This window comes from Actinomadura sediminis, from assembly GCF_042675525.1.
GTDB lineage: Bacteria > Actinomycetota > Actinomycetes > Streptosporangiales > Streptosporangiaceae > Spirillospora > Spirillospora sediminis.
Genome location: NZ_JBHTJA010000001.1, coordinates 257,813 through 274,642, shown reverse-complemented (window position 1 = coordinate 274,642; position 16,830 = coordinate 257,813). Strand labels below are relative to the sequence as shown.

The window sequence follows — 16,830 nt, the reverse complement described above, 5'->3', positions numbered from 1 at the left end:
TCCTGCCGCTGCGCGTAGAGCGACGTTCGTCCGGCGGTCTGCCCCGACGAACGACGACAAAACCGGCGGCGACCGGTGTCACACGGCGACGCGGGCGTCCCAGTCGATCGTGTACCGCTGCTCCGGACCGAGCGTCCGCTCCGGGGACAGGAACGTCCGGGTCATGACCGGCATCAGCAGCCTCATCATCGTCCGCCCCACCGGACCGACCGTCTTGCTGCCGTTCGTCCGGTTCCCGCGATCGATGACCCGCTCCACCCGCGCCCGCCGCAGCCGCTCGTAGGCCGCGAACGCCGCCGCCGGATCGGGCAGGTCGCGCAGGCAGCGGGCGAGCTGCACCGCGCTCTCCACCGCCAGCGACGCCCCCTGCCCCGAGCTCGACGACGGCGCGTGCGCGGCGTCGCCCACCAGCACCATCCGGCCCCGATGCCACCTCGGCACCTTCGGCATGCTCTCCAGCGACCCCAGCACCACCAGCGCCTCCGCGTCCGTGCGGGCCAGGACGTCCCGGGCGGGCTCGTCGTCGGCGTACGCCTCCCGCAGCCGCGCCAGCCACTCCGCCCGCGGCACCGCCCGCGCCTCCGCCGCCGGCATCGGCCGGTCGTGCGGCAGGTTCGCGAACCACGCCGTACGGTCGTCCGGCTGCACCCAGTACCCGAAGAACCCGCGCCCGCCGAACACGAAGTACGACGAATCGCGCCGCGCCGGCACCGCGACGTCCGCGGCCGCGCCGAAGTTCAGCAGCGGCGCGGCCACCGGCTCCGGCGCGTCCGGATCGATCAGCGTGCGGACCGTCGAACGGATCCCGTCCGCGCCCACCAGCACGTCCGCCTCGGCCGTCGTGCCGTCCGCGAACCGCGCGACCACCCCGTCCGGGTGCTCCTCCACCCCGACGAGCCGCTTCCCGTACCGGACGTCCACACCCTGCGCGGCGGCCGTCTCGTGCAGCACCCGGCACAGCTCGTCCCGCCACAGGCCCAGGCTCGGCGGCAGTCCCGCGGGCCCCGGCATCTCCCCGATCCGCCCGCCGCGCCCGTCCCGCATCTCCGCGCGCACCAGCGGCTGCCCGATGCCGCGCACCCGCTCGTCCGCGCCCACGATGCCCAGCGCGTGCAGCCCGTTCGGCGCGACGGTCAGCGTGACGCCGACGCCGTCGGCCGTGCTCGCGTACGCCTCGTACACCGCGGCCTCGATCCCGGCCTTCCGCAGCGCCATCGCGGTGACCGGACCGGCGATGCCCCCGCCGACCACCAGCGCCGTCCGCGCCGCCGTCATGACCGGCCCCCGAACGTCTCCCGCCAGGCGCGGACGTACTCCGGCTCCCGCAGCGCCTCCATCAGCTCGCCGACGAAGCGGTGCTCGGCCTCCAGCATGGCGATCCGGTAGCGCTCCTCGACCAGGAACACCCACCCGACGCCCTTGCCGGACGCGACGCGGACGCGGTCGCGGGTCTCCACGAGCTCCGCGGCCAGCGCGTCCGACCGGGCGTCCAGCAGCTCCACGGCCCGCTCCGGGGACAGCACGCCCAGCAGCGACAACGCCACCCCGAAGTGCGGGTACTCCTGCCGCGGCCGGGCCACCAGCTCGCCGAGCCAGTCGTACAGTTCGGCGCGCCCGGCGTCGGTCAGCGCGTACACGGTCCGCTCGGGACGCTGCGTGTCGCGGACGGTCTCGTGCTCGACGATGAACCCGGCCTTCGCGAGCTGCTTCACGACCATGTAGAGCGAACCGCGGTTGTACTTGACGCTGCGGTCCTGCTCGCTCTCCTCGAGCCGCCGGCCCAGCTCGTAGGGGTGCATCGGCTCCAGCATCAGCCAGGCGAGCACCGCCAGTGCCAGCGGATTGCCCACCTTCCGTTTCTTCTCCACGGGCGTGCCTCCCTCCTATAGTCGATCCTGATTATCAGCTCCTAATTAGTCAGTATCAACCATATGGCCGTACCTGGCCGCCCGCCTCCCGCGCGGGCCGCTCAGGTGCGGGCGGTCAATACGGCGAGGACTCCCTGGACGAACGGCCGAGCGCGGCCCGGAGGAGGACGACGAAGTCGCGCGCGTCCGCCGCGCGCCGTTCGGCGTCGGCGAGGCGCGAGAAGCGCATCATGGCGCCGACGCCCGACCTTCGACCCGGCTCGAAGGTCAAGCTCCGAGCGTCCTCGTCATGAAGACGCTGTGGGGGTCGATGCGGTAGTTCCCGAATGGCTCGCAGTAGTCGAACCCGAACTTCTCGTAAAGCTTTCTCGCGGGCGCGAAGAAGGGAGCCGAGCCCGTCTCCAGACTCACTCGGGTGAATCCCATCCGTGCGGCCTCGCCGATGATGTGCGACAGCAGCAGCGACGCGACTCCGCTGCGTTTCCGGGCGGACGCGGTTCGCATCGACTTCAGTTCCGCGTGCCCGTCGTCCAGCCGCGCCAGCGCGCCGCACCCCACGATGACCTGCGCGTCCAGTACCGACCAGAAAGTGACGCCGGGTTGACGCAGCGCTTCTATATCGAGTGCGTGCTTGCTGTCCGGAGGCGTGATCGCCCGCATTTCCCGGACGTGCCCCTCCAGGAACTCGGCGATCTCCGGCCCGGTGAGATCGTCGACGACGATGCGCATCCCGCTCCCCCAAGTGATCCGTTCGCCGCCACGGTACCGGGACGGAAGTGAGAGTTTCTCGCGTGAATCGGGTCTTTCTGGTTGGATCGCGAGTCATGCGGTGGAGATCATGATGGAGCGGCGGGACGGTCCGGGGCGCGCGCCCGGGCGGCACCGTTCGCCGGAGAAGCCGCCGCCGGCGCGCGGACGCCTGCTGACCGCCGCCGTCGCCGCGTTCGTCCTGGCCGGCGCCTCGCTCGTGGGCTGGGCGCTGCTCAACGAGCCCGCACCCGAGCCCCGCGCCGCCGGGTGCGCGCCGCACTGCACCGTGGCCGCGCCGCCCGAGCCGTCCAGCCCGTCGCAGCGGCCCCCCGCCCCGGCCGCCTCCGACTCCGTGCCCTCTCCCACCCCCTCCCGCACGCCCACGACGACGCCGACCGCGCGGGCGTCCGCGACGCCGGACGGCGACCGCGAGCGCGGGCGCGGCGATCGCGGCCGGCGGGACGACGACGACCGCGGGGACTCGCGCCCGCGGGTCCGCTTCACCACCCAGGGCGACTGGGGGACGAACTTCATCGGTGCCGTCACCGTCGCCAACCACGGCGGCCGTTCCGTGGACGCGGGGACCCTCGTGTTCGGCTACGGCCGCGGCGTGGAGATCGTGTCCACGTGGGGCGCTCCGCACTCGTGGTCCGGCGGGGCCGTCGTCGCGCGGGTCGGCGTGCTCCCGCCCGGCGGCAGCGCCACCGTGACGTTCCAGGGCCAGGGGAGGGCGTCGCCCCCCGACCACTGCGCCCTTGACGGGCGGCGCTGCTGATGCCGCGCGCCACCCACGACGTCGAGCTCTCCGACATCGTGGTGAAGCGCTACCGCGCCGTCGACCACGACCAGCCGCGGCGCGAATGGCGCGCCCTGCGGCTCCTGCGCGGAACCGGCCTCGCCCCCGCCCCCCTCCGCACCGACCCGCACGGCACCCCGCCCACGGTCGTGATGTCCCGGTTGCCCGGCACGTCCCTCGAGGCGTTCACGCCCGGCACCGTCGAGGCCGCCGCCCGCGCGCTCGCGGCGCTGCACGCCGTCCCGTGCGGCGCCCTCCCCGCCCGCGCGGGCGCCCCGGCGGTGCTGCTCGCGCAGGTCCGCGAGTGGTGCGCGACGGTTCCGCCGGGGCACGACGCACTCCTCGACGCCGCGTGCGCGTGGATCGCGCGCCCGGACGTCGAGGCGGCGATCGTCCGCCCGACGGCCCCGGTGTTCGGCACCGGCGACGGCAACGTGGCGAACTTCCTGTGGGACGGCGCGTCCGTGCGGCTCGTCGACTTCGAGTACGCGGGCCGCAGCGACCTCGCCTACGAACTCGCCGAGGTCGTCGAGCACGTGTCGGCGGACGGGACGGGCGTCCTGCTGCTCGACGCGGTCGCCCTGTCCCGGCCGGAGGCCGCGCGGTTGCGCGAGTGCCGCCGCCTGTTCGCGCTCTACTGGCTGCTGCGCGTCCGCGACCGCCCGGACGTCGGGACCCGCCAGGCCGCCCGCCTCGCGTCGCTGCTCTGACCGGCGACCGGCCGGGCCGGTGCGGGCGCGGTGGGTCGGGATACGGCCAGGTTTTCGGTCTCTGTCAAAGGGGCCGAATTGGCGGTCAAGGGGCCTGAACGGTTTCGATACTGGGTGGTATTTATATCCTGCTTCACGCCCTTGATCGCTATTTGAGGTTTTGTGCCTACCGTGCGGCGACTTGTGGGTAAGGTGCAGTCTCCTGCAACTCTCATTCGTGGGGGAATGGGCCTTGCGCATCGATGACTGCCTTGCGCGGATGATGGCGATCCCCGGGGCGCAGCGGGTGACCCTGGTGGACTGCGCGAGCGGGCTGGCGGTGGCCTCGGCCGGCCGGGACGACCGCGTCGACCGGCACGAGGACGCCGCCGGGGCCACCGACGTGGTCCGTTCGGTGCTCGGCACGGCGGCGCTCAGCGCCACCCCGGACGGCGACGACGTCGAGGAGATCATCGTGTGCGGGGCCGGCGGCTATCACCTCCTCGCGCTCACCGGACCCGACCTCGACGGGCACCTGTTCGTCCATTTGGTGATCGACCGCGAAAAGGGGAATCTGGCCCTGGCGCGCCTGCGGATGCAGGGGCTCGTGCGGGAAATGGCGGTCCGGTGACGGCGCCGAGCGGAGCGGGCGAGGTGCTGCGCGCCCTGTGCGGGCTGGAACGGGACGGACGCACCGGCGTCCTGCGCGTCGGCGACATTGGATCGTTCGAGGTCGCCGAGGGCGCGGTCGTCCACGCCGAGTGCCGGTACACGGCGGGGCGGTGGGCGGAGCCGATCGCGCTGTTCGACGCCGCGTGCTACCTGCTCGGGGTCGAGGAGGCGCCGCGGTTCACGGAGGGGCCGGTTTCGCGGGGCTCGGCCCACCCGGTGACCGCGGCGACGCTCGCCTGCGAACTGCGCCGCAGGCGGGACCTGCTGGACGCCGAGTGGCCCTCGGCGGACGTGGACGCGGCACCGGTCGTCCCGGTCCGGCGGGTGCGCAGGCAGCGGGTGTTCCTGACCGGGCTGCAGGCGGAGATCCTGCTCAACGCCGACGGCCGGCACACCCCCGCGGAACTCGCCCGCGACCTCGGACGAACGGTGTTCGGGTGCCTGCTGTCCGTGCGGGGACTCGCGGCGGCGTCCCTGGTGCGGGCCGTCCGGCCCGGCGCGGCCGCCGAGCCGCCGCGCGAGCCGCCGCGCGAGCCGTTCACGGGACTGTTCGACGGCGGGACGCCCCGGGACGGCTGGGCGCCCGCCGACCACCAACTGCTGGAGCGGCTCCGCGCCGCGCTGGTCGAGCTGTGACGGGAGCCGGAGTGCTGGAGGCGGAGGTGCAGGCCGAACTGCTCGGGCTGCGGCGGGTCCCGGGGCTCACCGGGAGCCTCGTCGCGTCCGTGGACGGGCTGCTGATCGCGCACGACCTGCCGCCGTCGATCGAACCGTCGTCCATGGCGGCGGTGACGGCGTCGCAGCTCGGGCTGGCGAACCGGGTCGGCGAGACGGCGCACGGCGGCGGATTCCAGGAGGTCGTCGTGCGCGGCGCCGGCTACGTGGTGACGTACGCGGCCGGGCCCGCCGCGTCGCTGACGGTGCTCGCGGAAGGGGACGTCAATGTCGGCCGGCTCCATCTGGAGGCGCGTCCGGTGGCGCGTGCCGTCGCGGCCCTCCTCGCCGCAGCCAAGAGATGAACCCGACCCCAGAGAACCCGAATGGAAAGGGAAGCACATGCCCAATCTGGACCTGGCCCTCAAGGACATGATGGCGATCGACGGGGCGCTCGGCGTCGCGGTGGTCGACTACGGCAGCGGGATGGCGCTCGGCCACCTCGGCAGCTCCAACACCTTCGACCTGACGGTCGCGGCGGCGGGCAACACCGAGGTGGTGCGGGCGAAGCTGCGCACGATGGAGCAGCTCGGCATCCAGGAGGAGATCGAGGACATCCTCATCAGCATCTCCTCGCAGTACCACATCATCCGGCCGGTGACGGGCCGCAAGGGCAAGGGCCTGTTCATGTACATGGTCCTCGACCGGAGCCGGGCCAACCTGGCGCTGGCCCGGCACCGGCTCAAGGACATCGAGCAGAACCTCGAGATCTGACGACTACTTCGTGAGCGTCAGCCCCCGCGCGGGCTCCACGGTGAGCCGGTCGGCGGCCTCGTCCAGGTCCACCACGACCTCGTCGCCGTCGCGGACGTCGCCCGCCAGCAGCTCGCGGGCGAGCTGGTCGCCGATCGCCGTCTGGACGAGCCGGCGCAGCGGCCGCGCCCCGTACAGCGGGTCGTAGCCGGTCAGCGCGAGCCACTCGCGGGCCGCGTCCGTCACCGTCAGCGTGAGCTGCCGCTCGGCGAGCCGCTCGGCGAGCTTGTCGACCTGCAGGTCCACGATCCGGGTCAGCTCGGCCGTCGAGAGGGCGTCGAACAGGATGACGTCGTCGAGCCGGTTGAGGAACTCGGGCTTGAACGAGTTCCGGACGGCGTTCCAGACGGCCTCGCGCTTCGCGCCGTTCTCGAGCGTCGGGTCGACGAGGAACTGCGACCCGATGTTCGAGGTCAGGATCAGGATCGTGTTGCGGAAGTCGACCGTGCGGCCCTGCCCGTCCGTCAGCCGCCCGTCGTCCAGCACCTGCAGGAGGACGTCGAACACCTCCGGGTGGGCCTTCTCGACCTCGTCCAGCAGGACGGCCGAGTAGGGGCGGCGGCGGACGGCCTCGGTGAGCTGCCCGCCCTCCTCGTACCCGACGTATCCGGGCGGGGCGCCGACGAGCCGCGCGACGCTGTGCTTCTCGCCGTACTCGCTCATGTCGATGCGGGTGATGGCGCGCTCGTCGTCGAACAGGAACTCCGCGAGCGCCTTCGCCAGCTCGGTCTTGCCGACACCGGTCGGGCCGAGGAACAGGAACGACCCGGTCGGACGGTCGGGGTCGCTGATGCCCGCGCGGGCGCGCCGCACGGCGTCCGACACGGTGCGGACGGCCGCGGTCTGCCCGATCAGGCGGCGGCCCAGCTCGTCCTCCATGCGGAGCAGCTTGGCGGTCTCGCCCTCGAGGAGGCGCCCGGCGGGGATGCCGGTCCAGGACGCGACGACGTCGGCGACGTCGTCCGGCCCGACCTCCTCCTTGACCATCGCGCCGGTGCTGTCGGCGGCCTCGGAAGCCTCCTCGAGCTGCTTCTCCAGCTCGGGGATCTCGCCGTAGGTCAGCCGGGAGGACGTCTCCAGGTCGCCGTCGCGCTGCGCCCGCTCGGCCTCGCCGCGGAGCTGGTCGATGCGCTCCTTGATCTCGCCGACCCGGTTCAGCCCGGCCTTCTCCCGCTCCCAGCGGGCGTTCAGGCCGGACAGCTGCTCCTGCTTGTCGGCGAGGTCCTTGCGGAGCCGGGCGAGCCGCTGCCGGGACGCCTCGTCGGTCTCCTTCGACAGGTTCAGCTCCTCCATCCGCAGCCGGTCGACGGCGCGCTGGAGCTCGTCGATCTCGACGGGACGGGAGTCGATCTCCATGCGGAGCCGGGACGCGGCCTCGTCCACGAGGTCGATCGCCTTGTCCGGCAGGTACCGGGACGTGATGTACCGGTCCGACAGCGTCGCGGCCGCGACGAGCGCCGAGTCGTTGATCTGCACCTTGTGGTGCGCCTCGTACCGGCCCTTCAGCCCGCGCAGGATCGCGACGCTGTCCTCGACGGACGGCTCCCCGACGAGCACCTGCTGGAAGCGGCGTTCGAGCGCCGCGTCCTTCTCGATGCGCTCGCGGTACTCGTCCAGCGTCGTCGCGCCGATCATGCGCAGCTCGCCGCGCGCCAGCATCGGCTTCAGCATGTTGCCGGCGTCCATCGCGCCCTCGGCGGCGCCCGCCCCGACGACGGTGTGCAGCTCGTCGATGAACGTGACGATCCGCCCCTCCGACTCCTTGATCTCGTGCAGGACGGCCTTCAGCCGCTCCTCGAACTCGCCGCGGTACTTCGCGCCCGCGACCATCGCGCCGAGGTCCAGGGAGACGAGGGTCTTGCCGCGCAGCGACTCGGGGACGTCCCCGGCGACGATCCGCTGCGCGAGTCCCTCGACGACGGCGGTCTTGCCGACGCCCGGTTCGCCGATCAGCACCGGGTTGTTCTTCGTGCGCCGCGACAGGACCTGGACGACCCGGCGGATCTCCGCGTCCCGCCCGATCACCGGGTCGAGGCGTCCGTCCCGCGCGGCGGCGGTCAGGTCGACGCCGTACTTCTCCAGCGACTGGTAGGTGCCCTCGGGGTTCTCGCTGGTGACGCGGGCGTGCCCGCGCACCTGCCCGAACGCGTCGAGCAGCGCCTCCGGCGTCGCGCCCGCCTCCTTCAGCAGCCCGGCGGCCGGGCCGCCGTCCGCCGCGAGCCCCACGAGGAGGTGCTCGGTCGAGACGTACTCGTCCTCGAGCTGCCGTGCGCGCGCGCCCGCCGTCGTGATCGCGCGGTGAAGCTGCGCCGACAGCCGCGGCGCCGAGACGGTCGAACCGGCGGCCTTCGGCTGCGCGGCGAGCTGCTCCTCGGCGCGCCGCCGGATCGCCTGCCAGTCGGCCCCGACGGCCTCGAGCAGCGGCACCGCCGTGCCGTCCTGCAGCGAGATCAGCGCCACCAGCAGGTGCTGCGGCTGCACCTCGGGGTTCCCCTCGGCGGCCGCCCGGCGGATCGCGACCGACACGGCCTCCTGGCTCTTCTGCGTCAGCTTGTCTTCCATGATCCGCTCCCCCTGCGTCCCCTCACGAAGCCACTAGTCCGGGTCGCGCTGCTGCCACACCACGACGCTGGTGCGCCGGATCGGCACCAGGTCGGACCCGGGCGCGCCCGGGTCGCCGTGCCGCCGCTGCTGCGCCAGCCGCGCCGCGACCGCCCGCGTCGATTCGAGTTCGTTCGCCAGCTCGTCCAGGGCGGCGTGCGCCTTGGCGAGCTCCTCGCGGAGCCGCGCGTTGTCGCGCTGCAGCTCCAGGATGTGCTTGATGCCCGACAGGTTGATGCCCTCCTCCTGGGAGAGCCGCTGGATCTCCCGGAGCAGCACGATGTCGCGCATCGAGTAGCGGCGGCCCCGGCCCGCCGTCCGGCCCGGGGACACCAGCCCCATCCGGTCGTAGGTGCGCAGCGTCTGCGGGTGCAGGCCGGACAGCTGCGCCGCCACGGAGATGACATAGACCGGAGTGTCGTCACCGAACGGATCCATGGTCACTCCTGTCTGGCCTGCTTGAGCAGGTCGGCGCGCAGCTCGTCGCCGCCGCCGGCCTCCCGCAGCCGGGCCAGGGCCTCACGCGTCTGATCGTCCAGCTTCGCCGGGACCTGCACGTCCACCGTGACGAGCAGGTCGCCCTTGGTGCCGTCCCGCCGGGTCGCGCCGCGGCCCCGGACGCGGAACGTGCGCCCGTTCGGGGTGCCCTCGGGCAGCCGCAGCGTCACCGGCTGCCCCTGGAACGTCGGCACCCGGATCTCGCCGCCGAGCGCCGCCTCCGGGAACGTCACCGGCACCGACAGCGTCAGGTTGTCGCCGCTGCGGCCGAACACCGCGTGCGGCTTCACCTTGATGTTCACGTACAGGTCGCCGTTCGGGCCGCCGTGCTCGCCCGGCGCCCCCTTGCCCTTCAGCCGGATCTTCTGCCCGTCGGCGACGCCCGCGGGGACGCGCGCCTGGATCGTCCGCGTCCCGGTGGCGCGTCCGCTGCCGTGGCAGGTCGGGCACGGGTCGTCCACGACGAGGCCGCGACCCCGGCACTCCCGGCACGGCTCCTGGAACCCGAAGCTGCCGAGGTTGCGGGTCTCGTGCCCGGTCCCCTCGCAGCTCGGGCACACCCGCGGGACGGTCCCCGCCTTCGCGCCCGTGCCGCGGCAGCTCCCGCACGCCGCCTCGCTCGTCAGCTTGATCGGGACGGTCACGCCGTTCATCGCGCGGCCGAACGTCAGCGTCACGTCCGTCTCGACGTCGGCGCCGCGCCGGGCCCGCCGGGTCCCGGTCGTGCGGGTGCCGCCGCCGCCCCGGTTGAACAGCCCGCCGAACAGATCGCCGATGCGCTCCCCGGCCCCGCCGGTCTGCGTCCCGGCGCCCCCGGTCTGCCCGAAGATGTCTCCCAGGTCGAAGGGGAAGCCCCCGCCCTGCTGCCCGCGGAACCCGCCCGGCATGGACCGCACGGAGTCGTACTCCTTGCGGCGCTTCTCGTCGGAGAGGACGTCGTAGGCCTCGGAGACCTCCTTGAAGCGGTCCTCCGCGTCGGCGTCCCCCTTGTTGGCGTCCGGGTGGTACTTGCGGGCCAGCTTCCGGTAGGACTTCTTGATCTCCTCCTGCGACGCGGTCTTCGAGACACCGAGGACCTTGTAGTAGTCCTTCTCCAGGTAGTCCTTGGTGCTCACGGCGCCCCGCTCTCTGCTATGCCCACTTGCCTACGTCCAGTCTGCCGCCCGGCGTCCGGCTCGTCCCGCCCCCCGCGGGGACGGGACGAGCCGTCCGTGCGTCACTCGTCGGACTTGCCGGAGCCGTCCGGCTCGTCCGCGGACTCGGCGGCCTCGCCGGCCGCACCGTCCTCGGCGGCCGCCGCGCCGCCCGCGTTCGGGTCGGGCTCGGCCACCGCGACCCGCGCCGCGCGCAGGATCCGCTCGCCGATCCGGTACCCGGGCTGCAGGACGTCCGCGACGCTCGTCTCGGTGACGTCCGCCGAGTAGGAGTGCATGAGCGCCTCGTGCACCGTCGGGTCGAAGGCCTCGCCCTTCTCCCCGTACTTCTCCAGCCCGAGCTTGCCGGTGACCGCCTCGAGGGCCTCACCGACGGACTTGAACCCGCCGGTCAGCTCGTCGTGGTCGCGGGCGCGGCCGATGTCGTCCAGGACCGGCAGCAGCTCCTGCAGGACCTGCCCGAGCGCCTGCTCGCGGACCGCGACCCGGTCGCGCTCGACGCGCTTGCGGTAGTTGTCGTACTCGGCCTTGAGGCGCTGGAGGTCGGCCAGCCGCTCGGCGAGCTGCTCCTTCAGCGCCGCGGCCTCCCCGTCGCCGCCGGACGCGTCCGCGGCGGGCGCCGCCGTGGCGGCGGGCTCTTCCTTCTCGCCCGCCCGCGCTCCGGACGGCGGGGTGCGGACTTCCCCCGTCTCGGGGTCGATGCGCCGCTTGTCGCGGATCACCGGGCCCTCCTTCTCCTCGCCCTCGTCGGGGGAGGTGCTCACGATGCGTCACCCTTCGGCTTGTCGTCGTCGATGATCTCGGCGTCGACGACCTCGTCGTCCTGGCCGCCCTGGGCGTCGGCCGTCGGGCCGGCGTCCTCCGCGCCCGCCTGCGCGCCCTCGGGGTTCTGCGCGTACATCGCGGCGCCCATCTTCTGGCTGACCTGCGCGAGCTTCTCCGTCGAGCCCTTGATGGCGTCGACGTCGGTGCCCTCGAGCGCCTTCTTGACCTCGGCGACGGCCTCCTCGACCTCGGTCTTCAGCTCCGCGGGGACCTTCTCGTCGTTCTCCCGCAGGAACTTCTCGGTCGAGTAGGCGAGGGTGTCGGCCTGGTTGCGGACCTCGGCCTCCTCCTTGCGCCGGCGGTCCTCCTCGGCGTACTGCTCGGCGTCGCGGACCATCTGCTCGATGTCGTCCTTGGGCAGCGCGCTGCCGCCCGTGATGACCATCGACTGCTCCTTGCCGGTGCCCTGGTCCTTCGCGCTGACGTTCACGATGCCGTTCGCGTCGATGTCGAAGGTGACCTCGATCTGCGGGACGCCCCGCGGCGCCGGCGGCAGGCCGGTGAGCTGGAAGGTGCCGAGCTTCTTGTTGTACGCGGCGATCTCGCGCTCGCCCTGGTAGACCTGGATCTCCACGGACGGCTGGTTGTCGTCGGCGGTCGTGAACGTCTCCGAGCGCTTGGTCGGGATCGTCGTGTTCCGCTCGATGATCTTGGTGAAGATGCCGCCCTTGGTCTCGATGCCGAGGCTCAGCGGGGTGACGTCCAGCAGCAGGACGTCCTTCACCTCGCCCTTCAGCACGCCCGCCTGCAGGCTGGCGCCGATCGCGACGACCTCGTCGGGGTTGACGCCCTTGTTCGGCTCCTTGCCGGTCAGCTCCTTGACCAGGTCCGACACCGCGGGCATCCGGGTGGAGCCGCCGACCAGGACGACCTGGTCGATGTCGCTCACCGTGATGTTCGCGTCCTTCAGCACCGAGTTGAACGGCGCCTTGGTGCGGTCGAGCAGGTCGGAGGTCATCCGCTGGAACTCGGCCCGGGTGAGCTTCTCGTCCAGGTGCAGCGGGCCCTCCGCCGAGGCGGTGATGTAGGGCAGGTTGATCTGCGTCTCGGACGAGCCGGACAGCTCGATCTTCGCCTTCTCCGCGGCCTCGCGGAGCCGCTGCAGCGCCATCTTGTCCTTGGACAGGTCGACGCCGTTGGCGTTCTTGAACTTCTCGACCAGCCAGTCGACGATCGCCTGGTCCCAGTCGTCGCCGCCGAGGTGGTTGTCACCGCTGGTGGCCTTGACCTCGACGACGCCGTCGCCGACCTCCAGCAGGGACACGTCGAACGTGCCGCCGCCGAGGTCGAACACGAGGATGGTGGCCTCGTTCTCCTTCTCCAGGTGGTAGGCCAGCGCCGCGGACGTCGGCTCGTTGATGATCCGCAGGACGTTCAGGCCCGCGATCTGGCCGGCCTCCTTGGTGGCCTGCCGCTGGTGGTCGGAGAAGTACGCCGGGACGGTGATGACGGCGTCCGTGACGGACTCGCCCAGGTACGCCTCGGCGTCCCGCTTGAGCTTCTGCAGCACGAACGCGCTGATCTGCTGCGGGTTGAAGTCCTTGTCGTCGATCTTGGTCTTCCAGTCGGTGCCCATCTCGCGCTTGACCGACCGGATCGTCCGGTCGACGTTGGTCACCGCCTGGCGCTTGGCGACCTCGCCGACCAGGACCTCGCCGTTCTTGGCGAAGGCGACGACGGACGGGGTGGTCCGCGACCCCTCCGCGTTGGCGATGACGGTGGGCTCGCCGCCCTCCAGGATCGCGACGACCGAGTTGGTCGTCCCGAGGTCGATGCCGACCGCACGTGCCATGTTTCTCGTCCTCCGTCGTTCGTCCGGTGTTGTCGCACCCGGTCGCTTCCCGCTCGTCGAGCGGCAGGGTGCGGCCGGTTGGGTCTCCAATTCGCAAGGTTGCCCGGGCGGCTCCATGTTGTCAAATCACTTGAGTCGCCCCGACTCAACTTTGCTGACGCCCTCTACAACAGGACGTATGAGCCGCGTATTCCGGTTCCCCGGCGTGTAAGAAATCTGGGGCTTACGGGACCTCTGGGGTGAATGCGGACGCCCCCTCCGGCAGAGAAGGGGGCAGACGCGTCCCCCAGAGGAGATCAATGAGTCCCCAACGCCGGAGCCGGGCCCTGCTCGGCTCCCTGCTCGCCGCGGGCGCGCTGGCGGCGGTGCCCGCCCCCGCGCACGCCGCCCCGCCCGCGCCCCCCGCCACGGCCCCGGCCGGCGACCTCGCCCCGGGCAAGTCCTGGAAGGTCACGCTGCTGACCGGCGACGTCGTCACGGTCCGGACGGTCGAGGGCGGGCCGCCGCTCGTCTCGGTGACGCCCGCGCCCGGACGCGACGAGCGTTCCTTCCGCAAGGAGATCCGGCCGGACGGGCACGTCGTCGTCACCCCGATCGACGTCGCCGGCCTGGTCGGCCGGGTCATCGACCCCGAACTGTTCGACGTGACCGCCCTGATCGAGCAGGGCTACGACGACGCCCGCAGCACGGACCTGCCGCTGATCGTCCGGCGGACCGGCGGCCCGCGCGCCCTGTCGGCCCTCGGCGGCGCGCTGCGCGCGTCCCGCGACCTGCCGAGCATCGGCGCCGTCGCCGTCCGGCAGCCCAAGAAGGACGCCGGCGGCCTCGGCGCCGCGCTGGCCCGCATGAACGGGCCGTCGACGAAGTCGACCGGCGGCATCGAGCGCGTCTGGCTGGACGGCAAGGTCGAGGCGAGCTACGCGCCTTCGGCCCCCGCCGCCCCCGCCGCTCCCGAGACCCGCCGCCTCGACCGGAACCTGCGGCAGGTCGGCGCACCGGCCGCGTGGCGCGCCGGGCTCACCGGCGAGGGCGCGAAGGTCGCGGTCCTCGACACCGGCGTGGACGCCGGGCATCCCGACCTCGAGGGACGCATCGCCGAGACGAAGAACTTCTCCGAGTCGCCCGACGCCACCGACCGCCAGGGCCACGGGACGCACGTCGCCGCGACGGTCGCGGGGACGGGCGCCGCGTCGTCCGGCGAACGCAAGGGCGTCGCCCCGGACGCGCGCCTGCTGATCGGGAAGGTCCTCGGCGACGACGGGTACGGCACCGACTCCTCCGTCATCGCCGGGATGGAGTGGGCCGCGCCGCGCGCCGACGTCGTCAACATGAGCCTCGGCGGCGCCCCCACCGACGGCACCGACCCGCTGTCGCTCGCGCTGGACGACCTCACCCGCGAGCACGGCACCCTGTTCGTCGTCGCGGCCGGCAACGAGGGCGGCATCGAGGCGGTGGGCTCGCCCGGGACGGCCGCCGCCGCGCTGACCGTCGGCGCGGTCGACGCCCGCGACCGCCTCGCGGAGTTCTCCAGCCGCGGCCCGGTCGGGAACACCGCCAAACCCGAGGTCGTCGCCCCCGGAGTCGACATCGTCGCCGCCCGCGCCGACGGCACCGCGCTCGGCACCCCGCTCGACGCGGACTACACGAAGCTGTCCGGCACCTCGATGGCCGCCCCGCACGTCGCGGGCGCCGCCGCGCTGCTCGCCGCGAAGCACCCCGGCTGGGGCCCCGCCCGCCTCAAGGCCGCCCTGGCCGGCACCGCCGACCCGGCGACCGGCGGCGACGCGTACGAGCGCGGCGCCGGGCGGATCGACGCCGGCGAGGCCGCGCGCACGCCCGTCCTCGCGGAGCGGGGCGTCGTCGACCTCGGCACGTCCGCGTACCCCGGGCACGGCGACCTGACGGCGAAGCTCGGCTGGACGTCGGCGGGCCGCCCGGCCCGGCTCCGCCTGGACGTCGAGGTGGTCGATCGCGACGGACGCCGGACGAACGGCGCCGCGTCCGTCCCGTCCCGCGTGGACGTCCCGGCCGGGGGCACCGCGACGGCCCCGCTGACGATCGACGCGTCCGAGCTCGACCCCGGCCTGCACACCGCCGTGGTCACGGCGAAGGGCGGCGGCGCGACCCTCGCGACCCTCGCGACCTTCTACGTCGAGCCCCCGGCCCACACCCTCACGATCAAGGCGACCCCGCTGCCCGGCACCGCCCCGGCGGACTTCGGCGCGTCCGCGCTCGTCGTCGACCTGGACGACGTCGCGGAGTTCTCCGACTATCCCGAGGTGACGGCGGAGGGCACGAAGATCCGCGTGCCGGAGGGGCGGTACTCCGTCGTCGGCAACGTGGACGACTACGCCGACTGGCGCTCGGCTCTCGCGGGCGATCCCGAAGTGCTCGTCGACCGGGACGTGACCGTGACGCTCGACGGCGCCAGGGCCGCCCGGGTCGCGGCGAGCGTCCAGGGCGTGCGGACCGCGACGACGATGTCGTCGGCGGACGCCGTCCAGTACACCGACCAGGCGCTGTGGTCGAACTTCGCGTACTCCTTCGACCCCGCCGCCGCGCCGGTGTACACGGTCCCGATGGACGGCGTCGAGACCGGGACGTTCAAGGCGACCACCTACCACCGGCTGACCGCGCCGGGCGCGGTCTACGACGTCGTGCATCCGCTCGGCGACGGCGTCCCCGCCGACCCCGCCCACGTCGTCACGCCCGCCGAGCTGCGGACGATGGCGCACGTGGAACAGCGGTTCGCCGCGTTCAACGGCGAGACCGGCCGCGCCATGGGCGGGAAGCGGTACGGGATGAGCCCCGAGGGCCTGCTGGCGTTCGACGCGGACGGCGAGGCGGAGCCCGGGACGACCCGCACCGATCACGTGTCGGTCCCGGAGGGCTGGCGCTGGATGGACTACGCGTCCGTCCGGTTCGGCGAGGAGACGTGGATCGACCAGGGCACGTTCACCGAACTCGAACCGGGCGAACGGCTCACCCGCGACTGGGGCCGGCAGCCGCTGCGCCCGGGACCGTACTCCGGCACCGGCGTCTCGCCCAGCTCCTGCGTCCGGTACCCGCCGGCGCGGACGCGCGGCCACCTGCGCGTCGCGCTCGTCGATCTCCAGGCCCGCCCGGACGGCTTCGACTGCGGGATGCACGAGGTCGAGGGCCGCATGGCGCTGTTCGCCGGGGACGAGAAGCTCGGCGCGGCGAACGGCGCGTTCGGCGAGTTCGCCGTCCCGCCGGACGACCGCGAGCTCACGCTGACGTACGAGAACGACGCGTCGGCGATCCTCCCGGTGTCGACCCGCACCTCGACGTCCTGGACGTTCCGGTCCCGCGCCCCGCGCGGGCACGCGGAGGCCCGCCTGCCGCTCCTCCTCGTCGACTACGACCTGAACTTCGACCTGATGAACCGCCCGACCGGGGAACCCGCCGTCTTCAGGGTGGCGCGCATGGCGGGCACGGAGAAGGCGAAGGTCACCGGGCTCCGCTTCTGGACGTCCACCGACGACGGCGAGACGTGGGCGCCCGCCGAGGCGACGTCCCTCGGCGGCGGCGAGTTCAGCGCTCCGCTCCCGTCCGCCGCGAAGGGCCGCTCCGTCTCCCTGCGCGTCGCCGCACAGGACGCGGGCGGCAGCGCGATCGACCAGACGATCATCCGCGCGTACACCGTCCACTGACCGCAACGATAGGAATGGAGCATTCCGCTCTGCTGTAGTCGGAG

The 16,830-nt window shown here is 73.1% G+C and carries 16 protein-coding genes; 7 read left to right on the top strand and 9 right to left on the bottom strand.

Features of this window, described 5'->3' with window-relative positions; genetic code table 11:
• Positions 1–78: 78 nt before the first annotated feature.
• From ACFQ11_RS01315 to ACFQ11_RS01300, 4 genes are all read right to left on the bottom strand, one after another.
• On the bottom strand, positions 79–1,275 hold the full coding sequence (locus ACFQ11_RS01315; protein WP_378295827.1) for an FAD-dependent monooxygenase: 1,197 nt from the start codon (positions 1,273–1,275) through the stop codon (positions 79–81).
• Positions 1,272–1,868 (bottom strand): PadR family transcriptional regulator, encoded by a 597-nt coding sequence (locus ACFQ11_RS01310; protein WP_378295826.1) that lies wholly within the window; start codon positions 1,866–1,868, stop codon positions 1,272–1,274. Before ACFQ11_RS01310 ends, ACFQ11_RS01315 begins: the two co-directional genes overlap by 4 nt.
• A gap of 115 nt (positions 1,869–1,983) precedes the next feature.
• Positions 1,984–2,139, bottom strand: a complete 156-nt coding sequence (locus ACFQ11_RS01305) for a hypothetical protein (protein WP_378295825.1) — start codon at positions 2,137–2,139, stop codon at positions 1,984–1,986.
• On the bottom strand, positions 2,136–2,597 hold the full coding sequence (locus ACFQ11_RS01300; protein ID WP_378295824.1) for a GNAT family N-acetyltransferase: 462 nt from the start codon (positions 2,595–2,597) through the stop codon (positions 2,136–2,138). The genes ACFQ11_RS01305 and ACFQ11_RS01300 overlap by 4 nt, the downstream gene beginning before the upstream one ends.
• Before the next feature lie 109 nt (positions 2,598–2,706).
• Between ACFQ11_RS01300 and ACFQ11_RS01295 the strand changes: the two genes are divergently transcribed.
• The 6 genes from ACFQ11_RS01295 (at position 2,707) to ACFQ11_RS01270 (ending at position 6,203) form a co-directional block, all read left to right on the top strand.
• On the top strand, positions 2,707–3,393 hold the full coding sequence (locus tag ACFQ11_RS01295; protein ID WP_378295909.1) for a cellulose binding domain-containing protein: 687 nt from the start codon (positions 2,707–2,709) through the stop codon (positions 3,391–3,393).
• The gene (locus ACFQ11_RS01290; protein ID WP_378295823.1) at positions 3,393–4,124 is read left to right on the top strand and encodes a phosphotransferase; all 732 of its coding nucleotides are present in this window, start codon (positions 3,393–3,395) and stop codon (positions 4,122–4,124) included. The genes ACFQ11_RS01295 and ACFQ11_RS01290 overlap by 1 nt, the downstream gene beginning before the upstream one ends.
• Before the next feature lie 232 nt (positions 4,125–4,356).
• Positions 4,357–4,734, top strand: coding sequence for a roadblock/LC7 domain-containing protein (locus ACFQ11_RS01285; protein WP_378295822.1), 378 nt, complete (start codon positions 4,357–4,359; stop codon positions 4,732–4,734).
• Positions 4,731–5,411: a hypothetical protein gene (locus tag ACFQ11_RS01280; RefSeq protein WP_378295821.1), complete on the top strand. Its 681-nt coding sequence runs from the start codon at positions 4,731–4,733 to the stop codon at positions 5,409–5,411. Before ACFQ11_RS01285 ends, ACFQ11_RS01280 begins: the two co-directional genes overlap by 4 nt.
• Positions 5,408–5,794 carry a roadblock/LC7 domain-containing protein gene (locus tag ACFQ11_RS01275; protein WP_378295820.1) on the top strand — a complete coding sequence of 129 codons (387 nt, stop codon included), beginning with the start codon at positions 5,408–5,410 and terminating at the stop codon, positions 5,792–5,794. The genes ACFQ11_RS01280 and ACFQ11_RS01275 overlap by 4 nt, the downstream gene beginning before the upstream one ends.
• A 37-nt stretch (positions 5,795–5,831) precedes the next feature.
• The gene (locus ACFQ11_RS01270) at positions 5,832–6,203 is read left to right on the top strand and encodes a hypothetical protein (protein ID WP_378295819.1); all 372 of its coding nucleotides are present in this window, start codon (positions 5,832–5,834) and stop codon (positions 6,201–6,203) included.
• A 3-nt stretch (positions 6,204–6,206) separates the two neighbouring features.
• On the opposite strand, the gene clpB is transcribed toward ACFQ11_RS01270, so the two are convergent.
• The 5 genes from clpB to dnaK form a co-directional block, all read right to left on the bottom strand.
• Complete coding sequence (clpB, locus tag ACFQ11_RS01265) at positions 6,207–8,804, bottom strand: ATP-dependent chaperone ClpB (protein ID WP_378295818.1); 2,598 nt, start codon at positions 8,802–8,804, stop codon at positions 6,207–6,209.
• Positions 8,805–8,837: 33 nt separating this feature from the next.
• Positions 8,838–9,281, bottom strand: a complete 444-nt coding sequence (locus tag ACFQ11_RS01260) for a heat shock protein transcriptional repressor HspR (RefSeq protein ID WP_378295817.1) — start codon at positions 9,279–9,281, stop codon at positions 8,838–8,840.
• A gap of 2 nt (positions 9,282–9,283) precedes the next feature.
• A complete protein-coding gene (gene dnaJ, locus ACFQ11_RS01255) occupies positions 9,284–10,456 on the bottom strand; it encodes a molecular chaperone DnaJ (protein ID WP_378295816.1) in 1,173 nt (390 codons plus the stop codon).
• 101 nt (positions 10,457–10,557) lie between these two features.
• A complete protein-coding gene (gene grpE / locus ACFQ11_RS01250; RefSeq protein ID WP_378295907.1) occupies positions 10,558–11,262 on the bottom strand; it encodes a nucleotide exchange factor GrpE in 705 nt (234 codons plus the stop codon).
• Positions 11,256–13,112: a molecular chaperone DnaK gene (dnaK, locus tag ACFQ11_RS01245; protein WP_378295815.1), complete on the bottom strand. Its 1,857-nt coding sequence runs from the start codon at positions 13,110–13,112 to the stop codon at positions 11,256–11,258. The genes grpE and dnaK overlap by 7 nt, the downstream gene beginning before the upstream one ends.
• A gap of 299 nt (positions 13,113–13,411) precedes the next feature.
• On the opposite strand from dnaK, the gene ACFQ11_RS01240 reads away from it, so the two are divergent.
• Positions 13,412–16,786, top strand: a complete 3,375-nt coding sequence (locus tag ACFQ11_RS01240) for a S8 family peptidase (protein WP_378295814.1) — start codon at positions 13,412–13,414, stop codon at positions 16,784–16,786.
• The last annotated feature ends 44 nt before the right edge of the window (positions 16,787–16,830 follow it).